Origin of the sequence: Nonomuraea sp. PA05 (assembly GCF_008086045.1) — a bacterium.
Classification (GTDB): Bacteria; Actinomycetota; Actinomycetes; order Streptosporangiales; family Streptosporangiaceae; genus Nonomuraea; species Nonomuraea monospora.
The window spans coordinates 140,427-165,900 of the sequence record NZ_VSEY01000007.1; the positions used below are offsets into that span (position 1 = coordinate 140,427).

At 70.5% G+C, this 25,474-nt stretch carries 27 protein-coding genes; 16 read left to right on the top strand and 11 right to left on the bottom strand.

Translation table 11 applies throughout. The features are described 5' to 3' along the window. Positions 1-34: 34 nt before the first annotated feature. A complete protein-coding gene (locus FXF51_RS13275; protein WP_148434627.1) occupies positions 35-1,255 on the bottom strand; it encodes a saccharopine dehydrogenase family protein in 1,221 nt (406 codons plus the stop codon). Positions 1,256-1,356: 101 nt separating this feature from the next. On the opposite strand from FXF51_RS13275, the gene FXF51_RS13280 reads away from it, so the two are divergent. From FXF51_RS13280 to FXF51_RS13295, 3 genes are all read left to right on the top strand, one after another. Then, the gene (locus FXF51_RS13280) at positions 1,357-2,055 is read left to right on the top strand and encodes a TetR/AcrR family transcriptional regulator (protein ID WP_148434628.1); all 699 of its coding nucleotides are present in this window, start codon (positions 1,357-1,359) and stop codon (positions 2,053-2,055) included. A 42-nt stretch (positions 2,056-2,097) separates the two neighbouring features. Then, complete coding sequence (locus FXF51_RS13285) at positions 2,098-2,844, top strand: Fpg/Nei family DNA glycosylase (RefSeq protein WP_148434630.1); 747 nt, start codon at positions 2,098-2,100, stop codon at positions 2,842-2,844. 270 nt (positions 2,845-3,114) lie between these two features. After that, positions 3,115-4,188 carry a spore photoproduct lyase family protein gene (locus tag FXF51_RS13295; RefSeq protein WP_148434632.1) on the top strand — a complete coding sequence of 358 codons (1,074 nt, stop codon included), beginning with the start codon at positions 3,115-3,117 and terminating at the stop codon, positions 4,186-4,188. 457 nt (positions 4,189-4,645) lie between these two features. Here the strand turns inward: FXF51_RS13295 and FXF51_RS13300 are convergent, their stop codons facing one another. Next, complete coding sequence (locus FXF51_RS13300) at positions 4,646-5,806, bottom strand: hypothetical protein (RefSeq protein ID WP_148434634.1); 1,161 nt, start codon at positions 5,804-5,806, stop codon at positions 4,646-4,648. Positions 5,807-5,872: 66 nt separating this feature from the next. Further along, positions 5,873-6,382: a winged helix-turn-helix transcriptional regulator gene (locus FXF51_RS13305; RefSeq protein WP_187414350.1), complete on the bottom strand. Its 510-nt coding sequence runs from the start codon at positions 6,380-6,382 to the stop codon at positions 5,873-5,875. Between the two features lie 80 nt (positions 6,383-6,462). Here FXF51_RS13305 and FXF51_RS13310 point away from each other — a divergent pair, with 80 nt between their 5' ends. Beyond that, positions 6,463-6,897 (top strand): tautomerase family protein, encoded by a 435-nt coding sequence (locus FXF51_RS13310; RefSeq protein WP_148434636.1) that lies wholly within the window; start codon positions 6,463-6,465, stop codon positions 6,895-6,897. A gap of 113 nt (positions 6,898-7,010) precedes the next feature. On the opposite strand, the gene FXF51_RS13315 is transcribed toward FXF51_RS13310, so the two are convergent. The 3 genes from FXF51_RS13315 to FXF51_RS13320 form a co-directional block, all read right to left on the bottom strand. Continuing rightward, on the bottom strand, positions 7,011-8,165 hold the full coding sequence (locus FXF51_RS13315; RefSeq protein ID WP_148434637.1) for a methyltransferase domain-containing protein: 1,155 nt from the start codon (positions 8,163-8,165) through the stop codon (positions 7,011-7,013). Further along, entirely contained in the window at positions 8,165-8,293 is a 129-nt protein-coding gene (locus tag FXF51_RS62570) for a hypothetical protein (RefSeq protein WP_262379493.1), read from the bottom strand. Before FXF51_RS62570 ends, FXF51_RS13315 begins: the two co-directional genes overlap by 1 nt. Before the next feature lie 152 nt (positions 8,294-8,445). After that, a complete protein-coding gene (locus FXF51_RS13320) occupies positions 8,446-8,943 on the bottom strand; it encodes an NUDIX hydrolase (protein WP_148434639.1) in 498 nt (165 codons plus the stop codon). A gap of 66 nt (positions 8,944-9,009) precedes the next feature. Here FXF51_RS13320 and FXF51_RS13325 point away from each other — a divergent pair, with 66 nt between their 5' ends. The 4 genes from FXF51_RS13325 to FXF51_RS13335 all read left to right on the top strand — a co-directional run bounded on the left by FXF51_RS13325 (position 9,010) and on the right by FXF51_RS13335 (position 11,826). Continuing rightward, positions 9,010-9,798: a GntR family transcriptional regulator gene (locus tag FXF51_RS13325; RefSeq protein WP_148434641.1), complete on the top strand. Its 789-nt coding sequence runs from the start codon at positions 9,010-9,012 to the stop codon at positions 9,796-9,798. Between the two features lie 159 nt (positions 9,799-9,957). Beyond that, positions 9,958-10,461: an ATP-binding protein gene (locus FXF51_RS13330; protein ID WP_148434643.1), complete on the top strand. Its 504-nt coding sequence runs from the start codon at positions 9,958-9,960 to the stop codon at positions 10,459-10,461. A gap of 70 nt (positions 10,462-10,531) precedes the next feature. Continuing rightward, the gene (locus FXF51_RS60755; RefSeq protein WP_187414351.1) at positions 10,532-10,678 is read left to right on the top strand and encodes a hypothetical protein; all 147 of its coding nucleotides are present in this window, start codon (positions 10,532-10,534) and stop codon (positions 10,676-10,678) included. Further along, the gene (locus tag FXF51_RS13335) at positions 10,678-11,826 is read left to right on the top strand and encodes a methyltransferase domain-containing protein (RefSeq protein WP_148434645.1); all 1,149 of its coding nucleotides are present in this window, start codon (positions 10,678-10,680) and stop codon (positions 11,824-11,826) included. The genes FXF51_RS60755 and FXF51_RS13335 overlap by 1 nt, the downstream gene beginning before the upstream one ends. A 67-nt stretch (positions 11,827-11,893) precedes the next feature. On the opposite strand, the gene FXF51_RS13340 is transcribed toward FXF51_RS13335, so the two are convergent. From FXF51_RS13340 to FXF51_RS13350, 3 genes are all read right to left on the bottom strand, one after another. After that, positions 11,894-14,401: a Tex family protein gene (locus FXF51_RS13340; protein ID WP_148434646.1), complete on the bottom strand. Its 2,508-nt coding sequence runs from the start codon at positions 14,399-14,401 to the stop codon at positions 11,894-11,896. A 27-nt stretch (positions 14,402-14,428) separates the two neighbouring features. After that, positions 14,429-15,595 (bottom strand): amidohydrolase, encoded by a 1,167-nt coding sequence (locus FXF51_RS13345; protein WP_148434648.1) that lies wholly within the window; start codon positions 15,593-15,595, stop codon positions 14,429-14,431. Positions 15,596-15,672: 77 nt separating this feature from the next. Then, a complete protein-coding gene (locus tag FXF51_RS13350; protein WP_187414352.1) occupies positions 15,673-16,083 on the bottom strand; it encodes an organic hydroperoxide resistance protein in 411 nt (136 codons plus the stop codon). 71 nt (positions 16,084-16,154) lie between these two features. Here FXF51_RS13350 and FXF51_RS13355 point away from each other — a divergent pair, with 71 nt between their 5' ends. After that, positions 16,155-16,712 carry a TetR/AcrR family transcriptional regulator gene (locus FXF51_RS13355; RefSeq protein WP_148434651.1) on the top strand — a complete coding sequence of 186 codons (558 nt, stop codon included), beginning with the start codon at positions 16,155-16,157 and terminating at the stop codon, positions 16,710-16,712. A 19-nt stretch (positions 16,713-16,731) separates the two neighbouring features. On the opposite strand, the gene FXF51_RS13360 is transcribed toward FXF51_RS13355, so the two are convergent. Beyond that, entirely contained in the window at positions 16,732-17,166 is a 435-nt protein-coding gene (locus tag FXF51_RS13360) for an RpiB/LacA/LacB family sugar-phosphate isomerase (protein ID WP_148434653.1), read from the bottom strand. A gap of 91 nt (positions 17,167-17,257) precedes the next feature. On the opposite strand from FXF51_RS13360, the gene FXF51_RS13365 reads away from it, so the two are divergent. From FXF51_RS13365 to FXF51_RS13395, 7 genes are read left to right on the top strand one after another with little or no spacing between them, the layout of a single operon-like run. Next, positions 17,258-18,313: a DUF917 domain-containing protein gene (locus tag FXF51_RS13365; RefSeq protein WP_148434655.1), complete on the top strand. Its 1,056-nt coding sequence runs from the start codon at positions 17,258-17,260 to the stop codon at positions 18,311-18,313. After that, a complete protein-coding gene (locus FXF51_RS13370; protein WP_148434657.1) occupies positions 18,306-19,859 on the top strand; it encodes a hydantoinase/oxoprolinase N-terminal domain-containing protein in 1,554 nt (517 codons plus the stop codon). The genes FXF51_RS13365 and FXF51_RS13370 overlap by 8 nt, the downstream gene beginning before the upstream one ends. Positions 19,860-19,882: 23 nt before the next feature. Continuing rightward, complete coding sequence (locus tag FXF51_RS13375; protein ID WP_148434659.1) at positions 19,883-21,499, top strand: ABC transporter substrate-binding protein; 1,617 nt, start codon at positions 19,883-19,885, stop codon at positions 21,497-21,499. Positions 21,500-21,502: 3 nt separating this feature from the next. Beyond that, a complete protein-coding gene (locus tag FXF51_RS13380; protein WP_148434661.1) occupies positions 21,503-22,519 on the top strand; it encodes an ABC transporter permease in 1,017 nt (338 codons plus the stop codon). Further along, positions 22,516-23,364: an ABC transporter permease gene (locus tag FXF51_RS13385; protein ID WP_148434663.1), complete on the top strand. Its 849-nt coding sequence runs from the start codon at positions 22,516-22,518 to the stop codon at positions 23,362-23,364. The genes FXF51_RS13380 and FXF51_RS13385 overlap by 4 nt, the downstream gene beginning before the upstream one ends. Continuing rightward, complete coding sequence (locus tag FXF51_RS13390) at positions 23,361-24,092, top strand: ATP-binding cassette domain-containing protein (protein WP_148434664.1); 732 nt, start codon at positions 23,361-23,363, stop codon at positions 24,090-24,092. The genes FXF51_RS13385 and FXF51_RS13390 overlap by 4 nt, the downstream gene beginning before the upstream one ends. Then, entirely contained in the window at positions 24,089-24,961 is an 873-nt protein-coding gene (locus tag FXF51_RS13395) for an ABC transporter ATP-binding protein (RefSeq protein ID WP_148434666.1), read from the top strand. The genes FXF51_RS13390 and FXF51_RS13395 overlap by 4 nt, the downstream gene beginning before the upstream one ends. Here the strand turns inward: FXF51_RS13395 and FXF51_RS13400 are convergent. Further along, positions 24,931-25,410, bottom strand: coding sequence for a MarR family winged helix-turn-helix transcriptional regulator (locus FXF51_RS13400; protein WP_148434668.1), 480 nt, complete (start codon positions 25,408-25,410; stop codon positions 24,931-24,933). The two genes, FXF51_RS13395 and FXF51_RS13400, sit on opposite strands and share 31 nt — an antisense overlap. Positions 25,411-25,474: the final 64 nt, after the last annotated feature.

Here is a 25,474-nt window from a genome sequence, read left to right on the forward strand (position 1 = left end):
CAATGTCCGGATCCGGCGGCGGCCCCCGGCCCCCTCACTGCTCGCGCATGCCCCAGGGGGAGCCGTACTCGACCAGCAGGTCCAGGAACGGCCGGGGCTCGAACGCCTCCGGCCCCAGCACGCCCGCGCCCCGCCAGACGCCGGTGGCCAGCAGCTCCAGGGCGATCACCGGGTTGACCGCGGTCTGCCAGACGACGGCCTGCGAGCCGTACTCGCGCATCGACCACTGGTTGTCCACCACGTGGTACAGATACACCTCGCGGGCCCGGCCGTCCTTGACGCCCTTCACCCAGGTGCCGGCGCACGTCTTGCCGTGCATGCGCGCGCCCAGCTCGGCCGGGTCGGGCAGCACGGCGGCGACCACGTCGCGCGGCGACACCCTGGCGGTGCCCTGGTCGGTCCTGACCGCGACCGGCTCGGTGCGGTCCACGCCCAGCGCGTGCAGGGTCTTGAGGGTGCCGATGAACTCCTCGCCCAGGCCGTACTTGAACGTCACCCGCTGGGCCGGGATCCACCTGGGCACCAGCACGACCTCCTCGTGCTCGACGTTCACGCACTCCACGGGGCCGATGCCGTCGGGGAAGTCGAAGATCTCCGGCTCGCTGAACGGCTCGGTGGTGTACCAGCCGCGGCTCTTCTCGTAGATCAGCGGCGGGTTGAGGCACTCCTCGATGGTGGTCCAGATGGAGAAGGAGGGGGCGAAGTCGTAGCCGTCCACGGTGAGGTTCGCGCCGTCCCTGATGCCGATCTCCTCGATCTCGTCGAAGAGCTCGTCAGCGGCGTGGCGGGCGAAGACGTCGGCCAGACCGGGCTCGACACCCATGCCGACCAGCGCCAATCTGCCCCGCTCGGCCCACTCGGGCGCGCGGGCGAACTGCTCGTCGCCCAGCTTGACGCCCACCTCCTGGTACGGGCGGACGGGGTGCGGCTTGGACATCGACATGGCCATGTCCAGGTAGTCGACGCCCGCGGCGAGGGCGACGTCGAACAGCGGCAGCACGAATCGGGGGTCGGTGGCGTTGAGCAGGACGTCGCAGCGGTGCTCGGCCAGCAGCGCGGCGACCGCGCCCGCGTCGGCGGCGTCGATCCTGGCGGGGGTGAACCTGGCGGCCTCGTCGCCGAGCGCGGCGACGGCCGCCTTGGCGCGGGGCAGGTCGTAGTCGGCGACCACCATGTGGTCGAAGAACGGGCGGCGGGCGGCGATCCGGGTGATGGCGGTTCCCACGCCGCCGGCTCCCACAAGAAGGATACGCATGACGATAGATCCCCTTTTATGGCTTTTTTGGGGGGTGTGTCCTACATCAAACGCTCGTAGGGTTATCAACGTCAATGGCGTTGGCATAAGGGAGGCGTTCCATGGCCAAGCGGGTGGTGCCGGAAGCGGCACGCCGGCGGCGGCGGCCCACCAAACAGGGGCAGGTGCTCAGCCACGCGCTCATCGTCGAGACCGCGCTGCGCATGCTGCGCGAGCACGGGCCCGCCGGGCTCACCGCCCGCCGCCTCGGCCTCGCCCTCGGCGCCGACGCCAGCACCGTCTACCGGTACTTCCGCGGCATGGACGACCTGATCCTGGCCATCGCCGACGAGCTGTTCGGCCGCGCCATGACGTCCTTCAGCCCCAGCGGCGACTGGCGGGCCGACCTGCGCGAGCTCGGCAACCGCATCCACAACGCCTACCTCGCGCACCCGCAGGCCGCCGTACTGACCGCCAGCCGCGTCACCGGGCGGCCCAACGAGGTGGCCGGCGACGAGACCATCCTCGGGATCCTGCGGGGGGCCGGGTTCGCGGACGCGGACGCCGTACGGATCTATCACGCCTTCATCGACCAGAGCCTGGCCTTCGCCATCCTCGACGCCGCCACCCTCGCCCTGCCCAAGGCGGCGCGGGAGGCCGATGAGGAGGTGTGGCGCGACACGTACGCGCGACTGCCCGCCGCCACCCACCCCAACATCGCGGCCACCGCGCCGCTGCTGGTCGCCCGGATGAACAACAGCGCCTACCCGACGGCCCTCGACCTGCTGCTCACCAGCGCGGCGGCCCAGCTCGCGGGGTAGGCCTCGTGGATGCCCTCCGCGCTGGCGGGGTAAGCCCCGGGCATGCCCGAAGGACACCTCATCCACCGTCACGCCCGCGAACAGCACGCGGACCTGGCCGGCCACGTCGTGCACGCCTCCAGCCCCCAGGGCCGCTTCGAGGCGCAGCCCTACGACGGACGGCGGCTGCGCTCGGTGGAGGCAGTGGGCAAGCACCTCCTCTACCACTTCGACGACGCCCCCGCCGTCCACGTGCACCTCGGCATGCGCGGGCTCTTCCTCCGCTACGACGACCCGGCGGTCGAGCCTCGCGGCGGCACCCGGCTCCGACTGGCCACCGGCGAGGTCGCCTACGACCTCATCGCCCCCTCCCGCTGCGAACCCCTCGACGCGACCGGCGTCGGCGCGCTGTTCGCCTCCCTCGGACCCGACCCGCTGCGCGACGACGCCTGCGCGCAGGAGGCGGTACGGCGGCTGACCGCGTTCCGGGGGCCGGTGGGGGCCGCCGTGCTCGACCAGAAGGTGTGGGCGGGCGTCGGCAACGCCTGGCGGGCGGAGCTGCTCTTCCTGACCGGCCTGCACCCGGACACCCGCGCCCTCGACGAACCCGCCGCCGGGCGGCTGTGGGAGGCCGCGTCCTCGTACATGGCGCTGGGGCGTGACGTTGGGCAGGTGGTCAGCGATCCGGCGGCGCCCGACGAGCGGTGGGTCTACAAACGCGAGCACTGCCGTCGCTGCGGCACACCCGTCACGACCTGGCAGCTCGCCTCCAGGACCGCCTACGCCTGCCCACTCGACCAGCGCGCGTAGCCGCATCCCCATACGCCCGCCCCACCCGCCTGCCCCATTTGCCCGCCTCCTCCGCGCTCGCCTCCTCCGCGCTCGCCTCCTCCGCGCTCGCCTCCTCCGCGCTCGCCTCCTCCGCGCGCCCGCCTGCCCCGTCCGCCCGCCTATCTCCGCCCGTCTAGCCCGTCCGCTCGCCCATCTCCGCCCGCCTGCCCCCGCTCGACCCCCGGCGCGGGCAGCCCCGCACCCCCGTACACCACCCCACTTGACCTGCACGGGTAGCCTGGAAGTGACATGACCACCACGATCCGTAACCCGCTGCTGGACATCCGGCGCATCTACCTCGAACCCGCCGCCGCCGAGCTGCCACGAGGCCGGGAGATCCTGGCCCGCTTCCCGGACGCCGAACGCGTCGAGGTCGAGAGCCACCACCGCATCCCGGAGCTCTACGGCGACGAGGCGAACGTGGCCCGCTGGGTCCGCATCAAGACCGAGGCCCTCGTCCTGGGCGTCAAGAAGTCACTCACCGCCCGCCCCAACGGCCGCTCCGCCGACTTCATCGCCCCGTCCACCGCGAACGGCTGCGCGATGGCGTGCGCCTACTGCTACGTGCCGCGCCGCAAGGGCTACAGCAACCCGATCACGGTCTTCGCCAACATCGAGAAGATCCTCGGCTACATCGAACGCCACGCGGGCCGTCAGGGCACCAAGCCGGAGCCCAACCAGGTGGACCCGCACGCCTGGGTCTACGACATCGGCGAGAACTCCGACTGCTCCCTCGACGCCACGGTGTCAGACAACGTGCGCGACCTGGTCGACCTGTTCGCCCGCCTCCCCAACGCCAAGGCCAGCTTCGCCACCAAGTACGTCAACCGCGACCTGCTCGACTGGGACCCGCGCGGCGGCACCCGGGTGCGCTTCAGCCTCATGCCGGCGGCCGACTCCAAGCTCCTCGACATCCGCACCTCACCCATCGCGGCCCGCATCGAAGCGATCAACGACTTCGTGGCGGCCGGCTACGAGGTGCACGTCAACTTCAGCCCGGTCGTGGTACGTGACGGCTGGCTGGAGGACTGGGCCGAACTCCTCGACCACCTCGACTCCGCCCTGAACGAGGAATCCCGCCGCCAACTCGCCGCCGAAGTCATCTTCCTGACCCACAACGACCGGCTGCACCAGGTCAACCTCGGCTGGCACCCCAAGGCGGAGGAAGTACTGTGGCGCCCGGAACTCCAGCAGGCCAAACGCTCGGAGACGGGCGGCTGGAACGTCCGCTACCGCAACGGCCACAAGGGCCGCTACGTCACGGCCCTGACCGACCTGATCGAAACCCGCCTCCCGTACTGCCGCATCCGGTACGCCTTCTAGCCCACCCGTTGCCCGATGGGGTGGTTGCCCATCTGATGCCCGCCCCGAAAGGGCTTCGCGAGTGGGCGCTGCGCGCCTCGAAGCTCAGGCGCATCTAATCGGGCGCCTCGCGGCGCACCCCCGCGCCTGCGGCGCTCTCGCACCCCCGCGCCTGCGGCGCTCTCGCACCCCCGCGCCTGCGGCGCTCTCGCACCCCCGCGCCTGCGGCGCTCTCGCACCCCCGCGCCTGCGGCGCTCTCGCACCCCCGCGCCTACGGCGCATTCGCCCGCCTGTACCCCGGTTACCAACGGCCCGAAAACCAGCCCAGCAAACCATCAAACCCTCAGCGGCCATAAGCGCTGAGCTCAATCGGATTGCCATCCGGATCGATCACATAACCACTGAGCATCACCCCATCGCCCCGCCACGCTCCACCGTCCCCTCCACGATCTTCACGTCATCACCGCACAAGGACCCTCAGTCCTCCTGCGGAGGCATGGCAGCAGCCTGGGCCAGGCGTTTGTTCAGAGAAGCCAGCGAGTCGTCAGCCATGAGGGCGGCCAGCCAGGGCGCTTCCTCATCGATCCGGCGCAGCACCGCAGGCTGATCACCGTTGTGCCGGGCCCAGGCCCGCACCACCTCGGGCATCGCCGCGATCGCCTCGTCGCTGAGAATCGCCTCCCTGGGCAGCCACTGCGTCAGAAACTGCGACACCCTCGCCGGGCTCCACCACAACGGCCGGTCACCCACGAACTCGGCCAGTTTCCCGAAGGCCTCCCCGGCACCAGGCAGATCGGGCAACGCGTCGAACCCGGTCACCGAGGTGTCGGCGCGGCCGAGAGCCTCATCCTGGCGGGGCACGGAGCGGGCACGGGCGATCGCGAACGACCTCACACCGGGCAGCGTGTCGGCCACCTGCGCACCCATCACGCGGTCGGTCAGCTCGAAGGCGTCCAGGATCATGCCCGCGACCACCTGCGGCTCCGCTTCCCGCAGCTCCAACTCGTCGAGGAACTTCGCCTCCTCGACCAGCGCGTCCACGGCCAGCCCGCCGCTGGGCTGGTCGATGCCGACAACGAGGACGTGCGGCTCCTTCCCGTTCTCGTAACGGAAGCTCAGCACCGCCAGCACCTGCTCCCCATAGACGTCGGCCTTGCCGTACCAGGCGTTCTCGCAGCTCACTTGACCCATCCGCCGCGCCCACCCGGGCAGGCTCTCCGCCACACCGGACCCGGCCGCGGTGTACGGCTGATTCGGCGCATCTACCTCGGCCAAGTCGTTCACCACGCCCAGAAGCGCGTCTGTCTCGGCCGGGTCGTTCACCGCGCCCGGAGGTGCGTCTGTCTCGGCCGGGTCGTTCACCGCGCCCGGAGGTGCGTCTGTCTCGGCCGGGTCGTTGACGGCGATCAAGGGCGTGCTCGTTTCGACGGGACCGTTGACAGCGGCCAAGGCGGCGAGGCCGAGACGAGCCTCCTGACCGCCGTCCTTGGCTGACCGCCGCAGGAACTCCTCCACCTGCCCGGACGCCTCCAACTCGGCCGTGAGCCGTGCCGCCCACAGCTCCGTCCGCAGCGGGGAACGCCATCGGAGCAGGTCGCGGGCCTGCCTGATCGCCGTGTCGAACGTCGTCGTGCTCACCTCTGCACCGTATCGCCGCGCCAGCGGCCCCGGGCTCCGCTACGCGCTCAGCCGAAGACTGTCTTTTCAGTCACCCTCGGGCGCGAGCCCGCTGCGTCTGGCCAGCACCTTCGTCCCCGGCCCGTAGGCGGCGCCGGGGCCGGGCAGCGCCGTCACGCCGGCGGCGGTCACCGGGTTCCCGCACGCCGAGCAGCAGACCTGCGGCGTGAAGTGCGTGCCGCATTCGTTGTGCACCAGGCGCACCGGCGGGCCACCCGCCGGTGTCACCCACTTGTCACCCCACGCCATGAGCGCCATCAGCACCGGGACGAGTTCGCGCCCAGCCTCGGTGAGGTGGTACTCGTGCCGCAGCGGCCGCTCCTGGTACGCCCGGCGCTCCACGATGCCGTCGTTCACCAGCGTCTCCAGTCGGCGGGTGAGCAGGTTGCGGGCGATGCCGAGGTCTTCGGCGATGTCGTCGAAACGGTGCAGGCCGAGGTAGAGGTCCCGCACGATCAGCGGCGTCCACCATTCGCCCACGCGTTCCAGGGACTGTCCGATCGAGCAGTGCATCTCAGCGAAGCTGGTCCGTTGCATGACCCTCAGTTTAGAGGGTTGATTCATTAAACCCACAGTCGTACAGTACGGCCAAGAGGGTTTAATGAAAGGACTGACTGATGCCGTTCGTGGAACTGTTCGTCCCTAAGGGCTCGCTCGACCCGGAGCACCGCGAGAAGATCGGCGGGCGACTGGTGTCGGAGGTGATGATCGCCGAGGGCGCCCCCGACAACGAGGCGGCCAGGTCCATCTCGTGGCTGCTGGTCAACGAGATCGACGCCTGGTTCGTCGGCGGCCGGCAACTGCCCGCCGGGGAGAAGCCCAAATACGTGGTGCGAGTAGGGGTTCCCGCCGGTTCGATGACCGACGACAAACGCCAGGACATCGTGCGGCGCGTCACGCGGGTTCTCGCGGACGCCGACAGCGACCCCGCCCGCTTCAACCAGCCCACCAGCGCATGGGTGCACATCAACGAGATACCGGAAGGCAACTGGGGCGCGGGTGGGGAGATCGTACGCATAGAAGACATCGCTGCCTTCGTGATCAGCGGTTGAGCGGCGCGCGTGCGCCGGACCCGCGCAGCCGCCTGACCGGCCCCAGCTCGGGAACACGAGGGAAGGCACGGGGCCCGAACGGGTGGCGCGTTCCCTCGCAGGGGCCCTTGGGATCAGAGCACGTTTTCGGGTGAGCCCAGCCAGATGCGGGTGCCGTCCTTCTCGACGGTGACGCCGAAGTCGCTCCAGTGCGGTTCCCCCAACTGCACCCAACGGGTGTACGCATGCAGCACCTCGTCCCACACCGGCCGATCGCCGGCCTGATGGACAGCGTGCCTGGTCTGGCCCGGACGCCACACGGCGGTGGCCCACTGGCCCGCGTCGCCGGGGTCCGACACCCACATGCGCAGCCGTTCCCCGTCGCCTTCCGGGTAGGACTGGGTGTGCGAGTGCAGCCCGGTCAGCGCGGAGATGGCCAGGTCCGCGCCTGCGGACAGGGCGTCCAGCGCGCGTGGGTCGAGCGCGCTCCAGTAGTGGCGCCGGTCCTCCTCCCGCTCGGGCTCGCGATCCGGGCGCAGCCGCTGTGAACGCATCATCATGTACGCGGCGCCGCCGACGACCCGCCCCTGCGCGGTACCGTCCGCCTGCACCTCCAGCCGAAGCGCGTGGCTGGCACCGAACCCGGGATGCCACGGCAGGACGATGACCGCCCCCGGCCGGCACTGCTCGACCCATGCGTACGGGATGTCTCGGATGCCGCAGGTGACGTGAACGCGGTCGTACGGCCCGAGGGCGGGGTAGCCGGCCGCGCCGTCACCGACGACCAGGTGGGGGCGAAGGCCCGCGGCGGCAAGGTTCTTGGCAGCCTGGTCGGACACGGCCTGGTCCACCTCGATCGAGACGACGTTCTCCTGCCCTGCCAGGTGGGACAGCAGCCCGGCCGTCCACCCGGTGCCAGTGCCGACGTCCAGCACCCGCATGCCCGGCTCCGGAGCGAGGTGGTTAAGCAGGTCGGCAACGGTGGCCGGTGAGGATGACGACGACGAGCTGTTGTAGCTCGGCAGGACGGTCAGGGGGGTCCTGCCGTCATCGAGTTGGGTGACGATGGGCTCGACGGAGCCGACGGCATCCCACCAGGCGCTCGGATCGGCACTGCGGTCGATCAGGTACGGCTCGCGTCCGTACGGATCGATCAGGCCCACGTCCGGCACGAAGAGGTGGCGGGGCACCGCGCGGACGGCGTCCTTGACGAACCCGCTGATGTCCCTCGCGTTCTCCGGATCCAGGGCCGCGAGAAGCCGGTCCAGGTAGTCAGGGGGAGTCCCCACTACTTCTTCTCACCCTTGCCGTCGCTGTGTGCGCCGCTGGGGCTCTGGCCCTCGTGATCATTGGTGCTGGCCGACTTGCCGTTGTGGGGCCGATCGGTCGGGTCCTTGCCGCCGTGCTTACCACCCACAAGATCCTCCACACCTTGCGATTGCTCAGCGTAACCGTACGGGCACTGATCGGTCGCTGCAAGGGACGTGGGAAGCCGACGACCGTGACTCCTGGGTGCGGGGATCGCGCCGCCTCGCGCGGTTGAATTCGTGGTCGAGCCTGGCGAAGGAGTCAGGCAAGGCCCGGGTGGTCTCCGCAGTCCGGTGTTGCGAAACCTTGGGGAGGAAGGGGCGACACCGCGCTGAGCAGGTGTGTACCGTCATGGTGGCGCACAGCGGGGAGGCCGGTGAACCTCATCGCATCGACAACGCGTACGGCGAAGGCTTCGGTCGCCAGCGATCGCACTTCATCGGCGGTGACCCATCGGGCGGCTCGGGTCTCATCGGTCGCCGTCAGGCGTCCGGCGACGATGTGGCAGCGGAAGACGAGCGCGACGATGGCCCGGGTCATGTTCTTGTATACGCCGGTAAGGGCAACGGGCTCGACTTCGAGGCCGGTCTCCTCGCGTATCTCGCGGGTCAAGCCGGTCAGAATGTCCTCGTCCCGTTCAAGGACACCTCCAGGAGCCTCCCAGTGGTGGTTGTCTCGTCGCTGGGTGAGTAGCGCTCTGCCATGGCCGTCGAGAATCACGCCCGCGACGCTGACCGAGTGGCGGTTGTTGTGATCCACGAACTCCTCCGCCTGAGCCGACCTGGTTAGACTCCACGCTACATGTATGTACGAGTTGAGGAGTTGATGGTGGGAGATCTGGCGCTGCCCTCGATCGACCCAGCCAGCGACCGGGCCGTGTTCAAGCAAATCTCTGACCACCTCAGGCACGCCATCGAGACCGGGAGCCTGGCGCCGGGCGACAAGGTGCCTTCAGAGAGCCGGCTCATCGCTCACTACGGGGTTGCTCGTATGACGATTCGTCAGGCGCTTCGTGAGCTCCAGAGCGAAGGATTGACTGTTGCCGAGCATGGAAGAGGTGTCTTTGTTCGGTCAAGACCGCCCGTACGCCGGCTGGCGTCCGATCGCTTCGCCAGGCGGCATCGTGATCAGGGTAAGGCTGCCTTTATCGCTGAGGTCGAGGGGACGGGAGGGAAGCCTTCCGTCGACTCGATCAAGGTCGAGGAGGCTGAAGCCCCTGAGTTCGTTCGGACACGGCTTGGCCTGGCGGCGGGTGAACGCGTCATCGTGCGTTCACGGCGATACTTGATCGACGGGCATCCGGTTGAGACGGCTGTTTCCTTCGTCCCCGCGGAGATCGCGCGGGAGTCTCCCATCGTCATGGTCGACAGCGGTCCTGGCGGCATCTATGCCCGGCTTGAGGAGATGGGCTATCGGCTGGACCACTTTGATGAGGAGATCCGGTCACGCATGCCTGTACGGGATGAAGTGCGAGCGCTGAAGCTGCCACCAGGCGTGCCGGTCTTTCATCTTGTGCGTACAGCTTTTGCCGCAGGAGGCCGGGCGGTCGAGGTGTGTGACACGGTGTTGTCCAGCGACGCTTATGTTCTGTCCTACCAACTCCCAGCCCGATAGGCAGATCATCACCCCGCCCCATCTATCCAGGGTCCCCTTGACTCGTCTAGAGGAGTGTGTCATACCTAGGAAGATACTCCTCTAGTCGAGTAGATCAGTCGAGCGGGGTTCAGCGGTCGGACGCCGCGAGTCAACTCCGCAAAAAAAGGTGGTGTTTGAGTGGCCGGCATCATTCAACGCTCGAACGTACAGTTGCTCAATTCAGACCAACGCGGCTCACGGGCGGTCTCCGGCATGCTCGTGGACGCGATGATCAACCTGCACCCCGGTGGCCTGACTTGGCGGCGCGTCTACCCCGGCACATTGGACCAGGTACCCCACGCCCGACACCTCGCTGGCCTGCTACTGGCCGACAGCCCCTGCCGGGAGGACGCTGAATTGATCATCACTGAGCTCGCGGCGAATGCGGTGCTGCACGCGTCCAGCAGTCGCCGCGCCGGAACCTTCATCGTCGAGATCACGCGAACCAGCCAGGAGATCGGACTGGCCGTCTACGACTGCGGCTGGGGTCATCGCCCTCCACTCCGGAAGCCCTGTGCGGCCGACGCCGAGCATGGACGGGGCTTGATCGTCGTCGAGACCCTCGCCGACACCATGGGCTACGAGGGCGACGACGAAATCGGGCACAAGGTCTGGGCGACACTCCGTACGTCCCGCACCTAGCTCTGCTCGCCGCACCTTCGCGTTGCTGCGAATCCAATCGTTGAGCACATCTCAGGTGAAGGGGAACGACATGGGTCGACACAAGGGCGAGCCCACGGACCGGCCGTATGACAAGAAGAAGGACGGAGGGAAGGCAGGCAGCACCGGGGACGGGCTGCCGCAGTCGCCTGGCGGCGCACACGGCAAGAGCAAGGACCAGGACCAGGACAAGAAGTAGTGGACATCGCCACGCACCTGGACCGGCTGATCGCCACGCTCGACCTGGACGGTCAAGACGCGATCAGCCAAGCCATCAGTGCCGCTGTACGCGCTGTACCCCGCCATCTCTTCATCCCGGACGTCGGTCTCATCGAGCCCAGAGCCGGCAGCCGGCGCCTGATCGACCGCCAGGCCGACCCCGACGCCTGGTTCGAGGTGGTCTACGGCAACCACTACGTGGTCACGCAATTGGACGATGGCCGCACGCCGTTGACCGCCCTGGAAGGCGACTACACGTCGTCGGCATCGCAGCCGGGCACCGTCGCCACGTTGCTCAAGCACCTGGCGGCCGAGCCGGGATGCCGCGTGCTGGAGATCGGCACCGGCACGGGATACACCGCCGCGCTCCTGTCCCACATGGTCGGGCAGGACAACGTCGTCTCGATCGAGGTGGATGCGGGCATCGCCGAGCAGGCCGCCAAGAAACTCGCAGCCGCGGGACTGCGCCCATGGCTGGTGGTCGGCGACGGCGCGGCCGGTCACCCAGGACACGGGCCGTACGACCGGGTGCACGTCACGTGCGGCATCCGCGACATTCCGCCCGCATGGGTCGCGCAATGCAGGCCGGGCGCGCTCATTGTCCTGCCGTGGCATCCCGGTTTCGGCGCCGGTCACTGCCTGCGGCTGGTGGTGCAGGCGGACGGCACCGCGCGGGGCCGGGTCGTGGACGGGGCGGCGTACATGATGATGCGGTCCCAGCGGCTGCGGCCTGATGAGAACCCTGAGCGTGACGACGAGCGGCGGCGTTATTGGACCGCGCTGGACCCTCGTGCGCTGGACCACCTGTCCGCCGGTGCGGACCTGGCCATCTCAGCCCTGACCGGACTGCACGCTCACTCTGAGACGGGCGTTGATGACGACGGTGAATGGCTGTGCATGTGGGTGTCGGACCCGGTGGACGCGGGCCGGTGGGCGACGGTCACATGGCGTCCGGGCCGCAGCAGGCATGTCGTGCAGCAGGCCGGTGACCGGCCGGTCTGGGACGAGGTGCTGCAGGCGTATGCCCGATGGGTGGCCTGGGGAGAGCCGCACTGGAGCGACTTCGGCGTCACCGTCGCGGAGGACGGGACTCACGTTTGGCTGAGCTCCCCCGAGAACGTGCTCTGATCCCGCGGGCTTCGCGAGGGAGGGCCCCACCCGCCGGGTAGGGCCCGTCCCGCGTCGTCTGATTACGTCAGCGGTTGTTGTCGCCGGTCAGGCCCGCCTTGCGGAGGGCTTCCGCCATGGCGCCGCTCGGAGCGGGACGATCCTGGCGGCGCTGGCCGCCGCGCCCCTCACCACCCCGCCCGCGCTGACCGCCGTCACCGCCGCGCTGACCGTCGCCCCGGCCGCGACCACCGTCACCACGCCCGCGACCGCCATCACCCCGACTGCCATCACCGCGGCCGCCATCACCGCGGCCACCGTCCCCGCGCCCGCCGCCGTTACCGCGACCACCGTCGGCACCGCGACCACCGTCACGAGCCCCTTCGCCGCGCCCGCCACCCTGGCGACCGGCGCCGGCGCCTCGGCGGGGCCCCTCGCCGCCCTGCTGGGCGGCCGTCTCGTCCTCAAGGCGCAACGTCAGCGAGATGCGCTTACGCGGAATGTCCACGTCAAGCACCTTCACCCGCACGATGTCACCAGGCTTGACCACGTCACGCGGATCCTTGACGTAGTTCCGCGACATGGCCGACACGTGCACCAGCCCATCCTGGTGCACCCCGACGTCAACGAACGCCCCGAACGCCGCCACGTTGGTGACCACGCCCTCCAGGATCATCCCGGACGAGAGGTCGGAGATCTTCTCCACACCTTCCTTGAAGGTGGCGGTCTTGAAGGCGGGGCGCGGGTCGCGCCCGGGCTTCTCCAGCTCGCGCAGGATGTCGGTGACCGTCGGCAGGCCGAAGGTCTCGTCGGTGAAGTCTTCAGGCCGCAGCGTGCGCAGCGCGCCCGTGTTGCCGATGAGCGTCTTGAGGTCGGCCTTGGCGGAGGTCAGGATGCGGCGCACCACCGGGTACGACTCGGGGTGCACGCTCGACATGTCGAGCGGGTCGTCGCCGCCGCGGATGCGCAGGAAGCCCGCGCACTGCTCGAACGCCTTGGGGCCGAGGCGGGGGACGCTCTTGAGGGCGCCGCGCGTGCGGAAGGGGCCGTTGGCGTCGCGGTGGCGCACGATGCTCTCGGCGAGCGTGGAGCCGATGCCGGACACGCGGGTGAGCAGGGGCGCGGAGGCGGTGTTGACGTCGACGCCGACGGCGTTGACGGCGTCCTCGACGACCGCGTCGAGCGAGCGGGAGAGCTTGGACTCGGCCAGGTCGTGCTGGTACTGGCCGACGCCGATCGACTTGGGGTCGATCTTGACCAGCTCGGCCAGCGGGTCCTGCAGGCGGCGGGCGATGGAGACCGCGCCGCGCAGCGACACGTCGAGGTCGGGCAGCTCCTGCGAGGCGTAGGGGGAGGCCGAGTAGACCGAGGCGCCCGCCTCCGAGACGACGATCTTGGTGATGCCCGGCATGTGCTGGACCAGCTCGCCGGCCAGCTTGTCGGTCTCGCGGGAGGCGGTGCCGTTGCCGATGGCGATCAGCTCGACGCCGTGCCGCTGCGCGAGCGCGCCGAGCACCGCCAGCGACTGGTCCCACTGCCGCTTGGGCTCGTGCGGGTAGATGGTGGCGGTCTCGACGACCTTGCCGGTGGTGTCGACGACGGCGACCTTGACGCCCGTACGCAGGCCGGGGTCGAGCCCCATCGTCGGCCGCGCGCCGGCCGGGGCGGCGAGCAGCAGGTCGCGCAGGTTGGTCGCGAAGACCCGGACCGCTTCGTCCTCGGCCGCCTGCCACAGGCGCATCCGCAGGTCGATGCCCAGGTGCACGAGGATGCGGGTGCGCCAGGCCCAGCGCACGGTCTCGCTCAGCCACTTGTCGGCCGGCCGGCCCTGGTCGGAGACGCCGAACCGGGAGGCGATGCGCAGCTCGTAGTCAGGGCTGTCGTCGGGCTCCAGGGTGACGGAGAGGATCTCCTCCTTCTCGCCTCTGAACATGGCCAGGATGCGGTGCGAGGGCAGCTTCGTGAACGGCTCGCCGAACTCGAAGTAGTCGGAGAACTTGGCCCCCGCCTCCTCCTTGCCCTCGCGCACCTTGGACACCAGCCGGCCATGGCTCCAGAACTGCTCGCGCAGCCCGCCGATGAGGTCGGCGTCTTCCGCGAAGCGCTCGATCAGGATGGCCCTGGCGCCTTCGAGCGCCGCGCTCGCGTCGGCGACGCCCTCGGTGACGAAGCCCTCGGCGGTGGCCGCCGGGTCGAGGGTGGGGTCGGCCAGGAGCTGCTCGGCGAGCGGCTCCAGCCCCAGCTCGCGGGCGATCTGCGCCTTGGTGCGCCGCTTGGGCTTGTACGGGAGGTAGATGTCCTCGAGCCTGGCCTTGGTCTCGGCGGCCATGATCTGCTCACGCAGCTCGTCGTCGAGCTTGCCCTGAGACTCGATGGACTCCAGGATCGCCGCCCTGCGCTCCTCGAGCTCGCGCAGGTAACGCAGCCGCTCCTCCAGCGTGCGCAGTTGCGCGTCGTCGAGGGTGCCGGTGGCCTCTTTGCGGTATCGCGCGATGAACGGCACGGTCGCGCCGCCGTCGAGCAGGTCGACGGCCGCCTGCACCTGCCCGTCGCGTACGCCGAGCTCTGCGGCGATCCGCTGGTGAATAGAGAGCACTTGCCTGCCTTTCGATGGTCCCGCCGGTCAATTGTGCAGGACGACGCCGTCCTTCATGACCAGAGTGCGCGCAGGGTGAACGACCACGGCCTCCGCCGGGCTCCCGGCGGGCACCACGACGAGGTCGGCCCGGTCGCCCGGAGCGAGCCCGTAGTCGTCGAGCCCGAGCGCCCGCGCGCCGCCGACGGTGGCCGCCTCCAGCGCCAGCTCGATGTCGTCGTCTCTGCGGAACGTGCTGCGGTAGGCGACGTGCATCGCGCGCTCCAGCATGTCGCCACTGCCGTACGGGCCCCACAGGTCGCGGATGCCGTCGTGCCCGCACGCGACCGTGACCCCGGCAGCCCTCAGCTTCTTGACGGGCGGCACGGGGAAGTCGTAGACGGCCGCCGTCACCACCGCGACGCCGGCCTCGGCCAGGCCTTCGACGAGGTGGTCCTGGGCGGCTTCGTCGAGCTGGCCCAGCGCGTACGCGTGACTGACCGCCACCCTGCCGCGCAGCTCGAGCGCCTTCGTACGCTCGATGATCAGCCCCAGCTCCCACCCGCCCAGCGTGCCCCCGTCGTGCAGGTGGATGTCGAGATGGGTGCCGTAGCGCCCGGCGAGGCCGAAGATCAGATCGAGGTGGCGCACCGGGTCGCGGTCGATGCCCGCGGGGTCGAGGCCGCCCACGGCCTCCACGCCGCTCTTGAGCGCCTCCTCCAGTAACGCGGCCGTGCCCGGGTTGGTGAGCACGCCGTGCTGGGGAAAGGCGACCTGGCGCACGTCGAGGGGGGAGGCGGCGGCGGCTTCACGCACGGCCTCCACCCCGCGCAGGCCCGCCACGGGGTCGATGTCGGTGTGGGTGCGGACGTGCGTGGTGCCCGCCCGGCTCATCCGCTCCAGCAGCGCGGTGATCCGCGCGACGCTCGGCACGCCCAGCTCGGCGCGGCGGCCGAGGTCGTTGGAGATGCGGCCGGAGAGCGTGTCGCCGGCGGAGTGCGGCACCCACGGGCCGCCGTAGAGGGTCTTGTCGAGATGGCAGTGGGCCTCGACGAGGCCGGGCAGGACGAGCTGCCCCGACACGTCGTGGACCTGCGCGCCGGGCGCCTCGACCGGGCTCAGCGAGACCCGGGCGACGCGGCCGGCGCGGACCAGGATGTCGGCAGGCGCTCCGAGCCCCCAGGGGAGCCCGCCACGGAGCAGCACGTCGGTCATGCCCAGCACCCTAGAGGGCGGGACCGACGATTTCCCTGCCTCTTGTGTGACGTTTCTGAAGACCTGTGGCGACAGACCTACTCGACGACGAGCTTGACCGGGATGTTGCCGCGGGTGGCGTTGGAGTAGGGGCACACCTGGTGGGTGGCCTCGACGAGCTCCTGCGCGACGTCCGGCGCGATGTCGTCGGGCAGCTCGATCCGGAGCGTGGCGTCGAGCTGGAAGCCGCCCTTGCCGTTGGGGGACAGGCCGACCTCGGCGGTGACGGCGGCGTCCGCCACGTCGATCTGCTTGCTGCCCGCCACGAGCCGCAGCGCGGAGGCGAAGCAGGCCGCGTAGCCGGCGGCGAAGAGCTGCTCGGGGTTGGTGCCCTCGCCGTCGCCGCCCAGCTCCTTCTGCATGGCGAGCTTGACGTCGAGCCGCCCGTCGGAGGAGACGGCGCGGGCGTCGCGGCCGGAGGAGGTGGCGATGGCGGTGTAGATGCTCATGATCCCTCACTTAGTAGACAGACCTGTCTGTGCACTCAAGACTAGACAGATCTGTCTGGTACCGTCAACAGGTGAGCGCGAGAACGGTGAGCCCGGCACGGACCCGGGTGCTGGAGACCGCCGCCCGGCTGTTCTACGGCGAGGGCGTCCACACGGTGGGCATCGACCGCATCATCGCGGAGGCGGGCGTCGCGAAGGCGACCTTCTACCACCACTTCCCGAGCAAGGACGAGCTGGTCAGGGCCTACATCGTCGAGCAGTCGACGATGCAGCGCGGCCTGGCGGAGAACGTGCGCGGGGGATCGCCGACGCGGCGCCTGCACGCCATCTTCGCGTTCATGTGCGAGTTCGGCGCCGGCCTCACGTTCCGGGGCTGCCCCTTCGTCAACACGGCGGCGGAGTATCCCGACCCCGGGCATCCGGTGCGCCAGGCCATCGCCGCGCACCGGCGCTGGAACCGCGACCTCTACCGCGACCTGCTGGCCGCCGACGGCCACCCGGACCCCGAGCGCACCGCCGACGTGCTCATGCTGCTCAGGGACGGCCTCGTGGTCGGCTTCGACCTCGACGACCCCGCCACCGTCAAGGCCGCCGTCGAAGAGACGCTCTCCCGCGTGCTGAGGGCCTGACCAGAGGAGGGCCCCTGATTCAGATGGCGTCGAGGTGGGCGACGTTCGCCACGTCGGCCGGGTCGGTGCTCGGGCGCCCCGCCAGCCAGGCGTCCAGGATCTCGTCCAGGACCACCTCCGAGGTGAGCCGCAGGCTGAGCGCCAGCACGTTGGCGTCGTTCCACTTGCGGGCGCCGTCGGCGGTGTAGGCGTCCACGCACAGGGCGGCCCGCACGCCGGGCACCTTGTTGGCGGCGATCGACGCGCCCGTGCCGGTCCAGCAGCAGACGACCGCCTGCTCGGCGCGGCCCTCGCTGACGTCTCTGGCGGCCAGCTCGCAGGCCCACGCCCAGTCGTCGCGCTCGTCGTCGCCGAGCGCGCCGTGCGTCACGACCTCGTGCCCCCGCCTGCGCAGCTCGGACACGACCCGCTCGGCCACGCCGTCCTTGCTGTCGGCGGCCACCGAAATCCGCATGGCTCTCCCCTCCGCGTTCCAGACTAAGGGGCTGTGAGACTGGCGTCGTGCGGCGGTATGTGCTTGGTTGTGGCGACATATGCGACTTGAAATGAACGATATTCCGGCCCTCGCCCGCGGCTGCGCCGTGCTGGGCACCGGCGGCGGGGGAGACGTGCGGACGGGATCGCTCGCCGCGATCAGAGCCATCCGCGAGTACGGCCCCGTCCCCCTGCTGAAACTGGACGACCTGCCCGGCGACGCGCTGATCCTGCCGCTGTCCGGCATCGGCGCGCCGACCGTCAGCCACGAGATGATCCACGGCGAGGACGAGCCGAAGCGCATCGCCGAGGAGGCCGAGCGCATCTTCGGCCGGCCACCGAGCGCGATCATGTCCTCCGAGATCGGCGGCGCCAACGGCGTCGCGCCCGTCGCCTGGGCAGCCCAGCTCGGCGTGCCGCTGCTCGACGCCGACGGCATGGGCCGCGCCTTCCCCGAGGTGCAGATGGTCTCGATGTACGTGGCGGGCATCCCGGCGGACCTGGTGATCATGTCCGACGTCGCGGGCAACGTGGTGACCATCCGCCCCATCGACGGGCTCTGGTCCGAGCGCATCGCGCGGGCCGTCTGCGTGGCGGCCGGCTCGCACGCGCTGATGGCCGACTACGTGCTGACCGCCGACCGGGCCAGGGGCGCGGTCATCGAGGGTACGGTCACCCGCGCCCTGGAGGTGGGCCGGGCCACCGAGGGCGCCGCCGACCCGCTCGGCGCGCTGCGCGACCGCCTGGGCGCCACCAGGCTGATCACCGGCAAGCTGACGGACGTGGAGCGGCGCACCACGGGCGGGTTCGTCCGCGGCACCGCCACGATCGAGGGCACCGGCGACGACCGCGGCCGCCGGCTGACCGTGGAGCTGCAGAACGAGAACCTCGTCGCGGTCGAGGACGGCCGGACCCGCGCCATGGTGCCCGACCTCATCACGGTCGTGGACACCGAGACCGCCGCCGCCGTCCAGACCGAGGGCCTGCGGTACGGCCAGCGCGTCACGGTCCTCGCCTGGCCGTGCGACCCGCTCTGGCGCACGCCCAAGGGCCTGGAGACCGCGGGGCCGCGGGCCTTCGGCTACGACCTGGACTACGTGCCCGTCGAGGAGCTGACGCATGGCTGACCTGAAGATCGGGATCGACGTCGGCGGGACGAACACCGACGCGGTCGTGCTCGACCCCGACGGCAGGGTGATCGCCAAGGCCAAACGGCCGACCAGCCCGGACGTGACCGACGGCCTGCGCGCCGCCCTGGACGCCGTGCTCGCCGAGATCGGCGACGACCTGCACCAGGACGTCACGCGCGTCATGCTGGGCACCACCCACGCCACGAACGCCATCCTGGAGCGCCGCGGCCTCGGCCGGGTCGCCGTGATCCGGCTGGGCGCCCCCGCCACCACCGCCGTCCCCCCGCTCTCCGACTGGCCGGACGACCTGCGCAAGACGGTCTCGGCGGGCGAGGCGATCGTGCGGGGCGGCCACTACGTGGACGGCCGCGAGATCAGCCCGCTCGACCTGGACGCCGTCCGCCGCTTCCTGGACGGCGTGCGCGCCGACGCCGTGGCCGTCACCAGCGTGTTCAGCCCCGCCGACGACGGCCACGAGCGCCGCGTCGAGGAGCTGGTCAGGGCCGAGTACGGCCTGCCCGTCTCGGTGAGCAGCGAGATCGGCTCCCTGGGCCTGCTGGAGCGCGAGAACGCCACCGTGCTGAACGCCGCCCTCTACGGCGTCGCCGCCCACGTCACCGACGCCCTGGTCACGGCGCTGCAGGAGCGGGGCCTGGGGGCGCGGCCGTACCTGGCGCAGAACGACGGCACGCTCATGACGCTGGAGCACGCCGCCCGCCTGCCGGTCTCCACGATCGGCTCGGGCCCGGCGAACTCGTTGCGCGGCGCCGCGTACCTGTCGGGTGTGGCGGACGCGGTCGTGGTGGACGTGGGCGGCACGTCCACAGACCTCGGGGTGCTGGCCGGCGGGTTCCCCAGGGAGTCGGCGGCGGCGGTAGAGATCGGCGGGGTGCTGACCAACTTCCGCATGCCCGACATCCTGGCCATCGCGCTCGGCGGCGGCACCGTCGTGCGCCCGCACGGCATCGGCCCCGACTCGGTCGGGTACCGGATCGTGCGCGAGGCGCTGGTGTTCGGCGGTACGACGGCGACGATGACGGACGCGGCCGTCGTGGCGGGCAGGGTTCCCCCGGGAGCCGAAAGCTGGCACGAGCGGCTCCAGGGTGACATGTCGGAAGAAAAGGCAGACATTCTGGAAAGCGCGGTTACCCGAGCCGACGAGATGGTGATCGACGCCGTGGACCGCATGACGCTCGGCAGGAGCGACCGGCCCCTGGTGGCGGTGGGGGGTGGGGCGTTCCTGCTGCCCGATCACATCCCCGGCGTGAGCCGTGTGATCAGGCCCGAGCACGCGGAGGTGGCGAATGCCGTGGGTGCGGCCATAGCGCTCGCGAGCGGCAGAATCGATACGATCTTGCCAGCGGGAGACAGCCGGTCGGCAGCGATCGAGAGCGCCAAGGAGGAGGCGCGGGCGCGAGCCGTGGCAGCGGGGGCGGACCCCGCCCACGTCGAGATCGTGGACCTCCTTGAGGTGCCGCTGAGCTATCTCTCCGAGCCCGCCGTGCGGGTGCACGTCAAAGCAGCCGGACCCCTCGCCCGGTGACCTCTCGAAAGGATCCCCCCACCATGCGCTGGCACAAGCGGCTGCTCGTCGCCGGGGTAGCCGGTGTCCTCGCCCTGACCGCGTCCGCGTGCGCGGGCGGCCAGGTGCGCGGCGCCGGCGGGACGCCCCAGCCCCAGCCGAGCAGCGGAAGTCCGGCAGGTCAGACCAGCGGGCCGGCCAACGACGCCACGTTCGTCTACGCGCCGAACCAGGACGTGGTCACCGACTGGGACCCGGCGACCTCCTACTCCAACGAGATCGTCGCCCTGTCGAACATCTACGAGGGCCTGACCAGGTACAACTCCCAGACCAAGCAGGCCGAGCCGCGCCTGGCGACCGAGTGGACGTCGTCGGCCGAGGGCAAGGAGTGGACGTTCAAGCTGCGGCAGGGCGTGAAGTTCCACACCGGCGACCCGATGGACGCCGAGGCCGCCAAGAAGGCGATCGAGCGGACGATCGAGAAGAAGGGCGGCGCCGCCTACATCTGGGACCCGGTGGACAAGATCGAGGCGGTGGACGCGAGCACGCTCAAGTTCACCCTCAAGTACGCCGCCCCGCTCGACCTCGTCAGCTCCTCCGGATACGCGGCCTGGATCTACGACGCGGACGCCGTGGACGCCGACGGCAAGACGACCGCCGGCACCGGCCCGTACACGATCGACTCGTGGAAGAAGGGCGAGGAGAACGAGCTGACGCTGAAGGCGTACGAGGACTACTGGGGCGGCTGGAAGCCGGAGCAGTACAAGAAGGTGACCTTCCGCGTCACGCCGGAGATCACCACCGCCTGGCAGCTCCTGCAGAACGGCGAGGTGAACTTCGTCAGGCGCCTGAACCCGCAGCTCTTCGCCCAGGCCGGCACCACGCAGGGCGTGCAGACCGCGCAGGCGCAGTCGTTCCAGAACCTGCTGGTGCTCTTCAACACCGCCGGCGGCGCCACCAAGGACGTCAAGGTGCGGCAGGCGCTGCAGCTCGCCATCGACTACGACGGCCTGGCGGCGGCGCTGGAGGGCTCGGGCGTCAAGGCCAGCGGCCTGGTGCCGGAGGGCCTGATCGGCCACGTGAACGGCATGGAGCCCAAGCAGGACCTGCCCAGGGCGCAGCAGCTCCTCGCCGACGCCGGGTACGGCCCCGACCTGGAGGAGCTCAAGCTCAGCCTCACCTACGCCATCGGCGACGAGGACCAGAAGCTGCTGGTGACGCTGCTCAGCTCGACGCTGAAGCAGCTCAACGTGACGCTCCAGGCCAAGCCGATGAACTGGAGCGCGCAGTGGGACCTGGGCAAGAAGGGCGGCCAGGACATCTTCGTCATGTACTGGTACCCGGACTATCCGGACGCCTACTCGTGGTTCCTCAACGTGTTCAAGAGCGCCGAGAAGCCGCAGTTCAACCTGTCGTACCTGAAGAACGCGCAGATCGACGCCGCCATCGACAAGCTGCCCGAGCTGACGGCCACCGACAAGCTGGCGGCCGAGATGGAGTACCAGAAACTCCAGCAGCAGATCATCGAGCAGGAGGCGGCGGTGGCGGTGCCGTACGTGCAGCGCTACCAGCGCGCGCTGTCGGCCGACGTGCAGGGGTACCAGGACAACCCGGCCTACCCCAACGTGGTCTTCTTCTACGACCTCAAGCGCGCCGGCTGAGCCGTGCTGCGCCATCTGGCCCGCCGGCTCGGCCAGGCCCTCCTGGTCGTGGCCGGCGTGGTCGTGCTCACGTTCGCGGTGATGCGGCTGGTGCCGGGTGACCCGGCGGTCGCGTTCGCCGGGCCGAAGGCCACGCCCGAGCAGCTCGCCGAGGCCCGCGCGCGGTTCGGCCTGGACGACCCGCTGCCCGTGCAACTCCTGAACTACGCCCGCGACCTGGTCACCGGCGACTGGGGGACCAGCCTGCGCACCAGGCAGCCGGTGCGCGACGACCTCTACCTGGCCTTCCCCGCCTCGCTGGAGCTAGTCGGGGCGGCGCTGCTGGTGGCGATCGCGCTGGGCATCCCGCTCGGGGTGCTCGCCGCCCGCCACAAGAGGCGGCTGCCCGACCTCGGGGTGCGGTTCGGCAGCATGCTGGCCGTCTCCGTGCCGGTCTTCTTCCTGGCCCTGGCGCTGCAGACGGTGTTCGCCAGCAACCTCGGCTGGTTCCCGATCGCCGGCGAGTACGACACCTCGCTCGACACCACCAGCCCGCTCACCCTCTGGACGAACATCACCATCGTCGACGCCCTCATCACCGGCAACTGGCCCATCTTCACCAGCACCCTCGAACACCTGGTGCTGCCCGCGCTCGTCGTGGCCGCGTACCCGATGGGCGTGATCGCCCAGATGACCAGGGCCGCGCTCATCGAGGAGTCGGGGCAGGACCACGCCAGGCTGGAGCGGGCGCTCGGGTTCGGCGAGACGTCGATCCTGACCAGGTTCGCGCTGCGGCCGGCGCTCAGCCCGGTGCTGTCGCTGATCGCGCTGGTCTTCGCGTACGCGATCGTCAACGGCTTCCTCGTCGAGGCCGTCTTCAACTGGCCGGGCCTGGGCCGGTACGCCGCCGAGTCGATCCGCTCGCTGGACACTCCCGGCATCGCGGGCGTCACCCTCCTGGTCGCCCTGGTGTACGTGCTGGCCAACCTGGTCGTGGACGTGCTGCAGGGCTTCGTCGATCCGCGGACGAGGACGCGATGACGGACGTACAACCGCTGCGCCGACGCCTGCCCCGCATCCCTGACCGGTTCGCCGCGTTCGGGGCGATCCTGCTGGCCGTGATCGTGCTGGCCGCCCTTCTCGCGCCGTGGCTGGCGCCGTACCCGCTGGACGAGCCGCGCCCGCTGGAGCGGCTGCTGCCGCCGAGCGGCGCCCACTGGTTCGGCACCGACCAGGTCGGCCGGGACGTGCTGACGAGGATCCTGTACGGCGGGCGCACCTCGCTGACCATCGCCGTGGCCGTGCTGGCCGTCTCGGCGGCGGTCGGGGTGACGCTGGGCGTGGTCGCCGGGTACACGGGCGGCTGGCTCAGGGACGTGATCATGCGGGTCACGGACGTGTTCCTGGCCTTTCCCGCGCTGCTGCTCTCCCTGGCGCTGGCCGTCGTGCTGCAGCCCAGCGTGAACACGGTGATCCTGGCCATCGCGGTGACCTGGTGGCCGTGGTACGCCCGGCTGGCGGCCTCCGTGGCCGCCTCGATCGCGACCCGCCCTTACGTGGACGCGGCCCGCTGCCTCGGCGTGCCCGCCCCGATGATCATTCTGCGGCACGTGCTGCCGAACTCGCTCACGCCCGTCCTGGTGCAGCTCTCGCTGGACGCGGGCGGGGTGATCCTGACCTCGGCGGCGCTGTCGTACCTGGGGCTGGGCGCGCAGGAGCCGACGGCGGAGTGGGGGCTGATGGTGCAGCAGGGGCAGACGCTGTTCACCACGAACTGGTGGGTGGTGACCTTTCCCGGGCTGGCGATCCTGCTGACGGCGTTCGCGTTCAACGTGCTGGGTGAAGGGCTGCGCAACGCGCTGGACCCGCGAAGGGTGGTCAAGTGATCGAGGTGCGCGATCTCCAGGTCCGGTACGGCGGGCGGGTCGTCGCCGACGTGCCCGAGCTGGACGTGGGCGCGGGGGAGTGCGTGGCGATCGTGGGAGAGAGTGGGTCGGGCAAGTCGACGACGCTGCTCTCGCTCCTCGGCCTCACCGAGAATGCCGAAATTTCCGGACACGTGCGCGTCTGCGGCGTGGACGTGCTCACCGCCCCGCAGAAGGCGCTGCGCGAGATCCGCGGCGCCCGCGCGGCCCTGGTCATGCAGTCGCCGCAGGCCGCGCTCAGCCCCGCCACCCGCCTCGGCACGCTCCTGCGCCGCGCGCTCAAGCTGCACGGCAGGCAGGGCAACGACGTGGACGCGGCGCTGGAGGCGGTCATGCTCGACCGCGAGATCCTGCGCCGCTACCCCCACGAGGTCTCCGGCGGCCAGGCCCAGCGCTTCGCCATCGCGCTGGCCATCGCCCTGGGCGCCGAGGTCATCCTGGCCGACGAGCCCACCAGCGCGCTGGACGTGACCGTGCAGGCTGAGGTGGTCGGCGTGCTGCGCAGGCTCAGGACCGAGCGGGACCTGGCGCTCCTGCTCGTCTCCCACGACCTGGCCCTGGTCTCGACGATCGCGGACCGGGTGCTGGTCATGAAGGACGGCGCGGTGGTGGAGTCGGGGCCGGCCGCCGAGGTGCTGGCCCGGCCGTCCCACCCCTACACCCGAGAGTTGCTGGAGGCGCTGCCGTGACCACGCTGAGGGCCGAGCGGGTGACGCTCGGGTACGGCCGCCGCCCCGTCGTGCACGACGTGAGCCTGGACATCACCGAGGGCGGCGTGGGGCTGATCGGGGAGAGCGGCTCGGGCAAGACGACGCTGGCGCGCGCGTTCCTGGGCCTCCTGAGCCCCATGTCCGGAAATATCTGGTACGGCGACCGGACGCTCGCCAAGACGGACCTGAAGGCGTTCAGGAAGGACGTGCAGCCCGTCTTCCAGGCCGAGGCCCTCGACCCCAGGATGCGCGTCGGCCGCTCCATCGCCGAGGCGCTGCCGCGCGCCGCCCGCGCCCGCGTCGGCGAGCTGCTCGAACAGGTCGGCCTCGACCCCGAGCTGGCCGGACGCCGCCCCCACCAGCTCTCGGGCGGTCAGCGCCAGCGCGTGGTGATCGCCAGGGCCCTGGCCGTCGGCCCGCGCCTGCTCATCCTGGACGAGCCCACCAGCGCGCTCGACGTCACCGTCCAGGCCAGGATCCTCGACCTGCTGGCCTCGCTGGACACCGAGCGGCTGCTGATCACCCACAACCTGGCCGTGGTGGAACGGCTCTGCCGCAACTCCCACGTGCTCTTCGCCGGTCGCGTGGTCGAGTCGGGCCCCACCTCGCAGCTCCTGGCGAACCCGGCGCACCCGTACACGAAGGCGCTGCGCGACGCGGTGCCCACGCTCGGCGGCGAGCCACCGCAGGCCAGGGGCAGGACCGAGGCCGTGCCCGCCGCGACCGGCTGCCCGTACCGGCTGCGCTGCCCGCTGGCGGTGGCGGCCTGCGAGCAGGCCCCCGCCCTGCGGGACGTGGAAGACCGCCAGGTGGCCTGTCACCGTGCGGAGGACGTCCTGTCGAGCTGAGGCTTCAGATGCTGGAACATGTCCTCGGCGAGCTTGTCCATCAGCCGGGCCAGCTCCGCCTGGTCCGCCGGTGACCAGTCGGTCAGCGCGCCCTCGAACCACTCGGTGGTGACCCGGCGGCACGCGACCGCCGCCTCGGCCCCGTCCTCGGTGAGCGCGATGCGCCAGGCCCGCCCGTCGTCGGGGTCGCGGACGCGCTCGACGAGCCCGCGCCGCTCCAGCGACGCCACGTGCCGCGTCACGTGCGGGCTCTCCACCTGAAGCGCCTCGGCGATCATCCCGATCCTGCGCGGCTCGCCCGCGTCCAGCAGCGTGACCAGGATCTGGACGTCCGGCCGGTCGAGCCGGACCCCTGCCGCCTCGGTCAGCCGCTCGTGGGTCTTGGCGCGGTTGAACATGGTCGCGAGGCGGCGATAGGCGTTCACCGTGCGCTGCAGATCTTCGGCCATCCGCTTGATTACCTAACTTACGTATGTATTATCGGTTCTCGACTACTTACCCAAGTTATCTAAG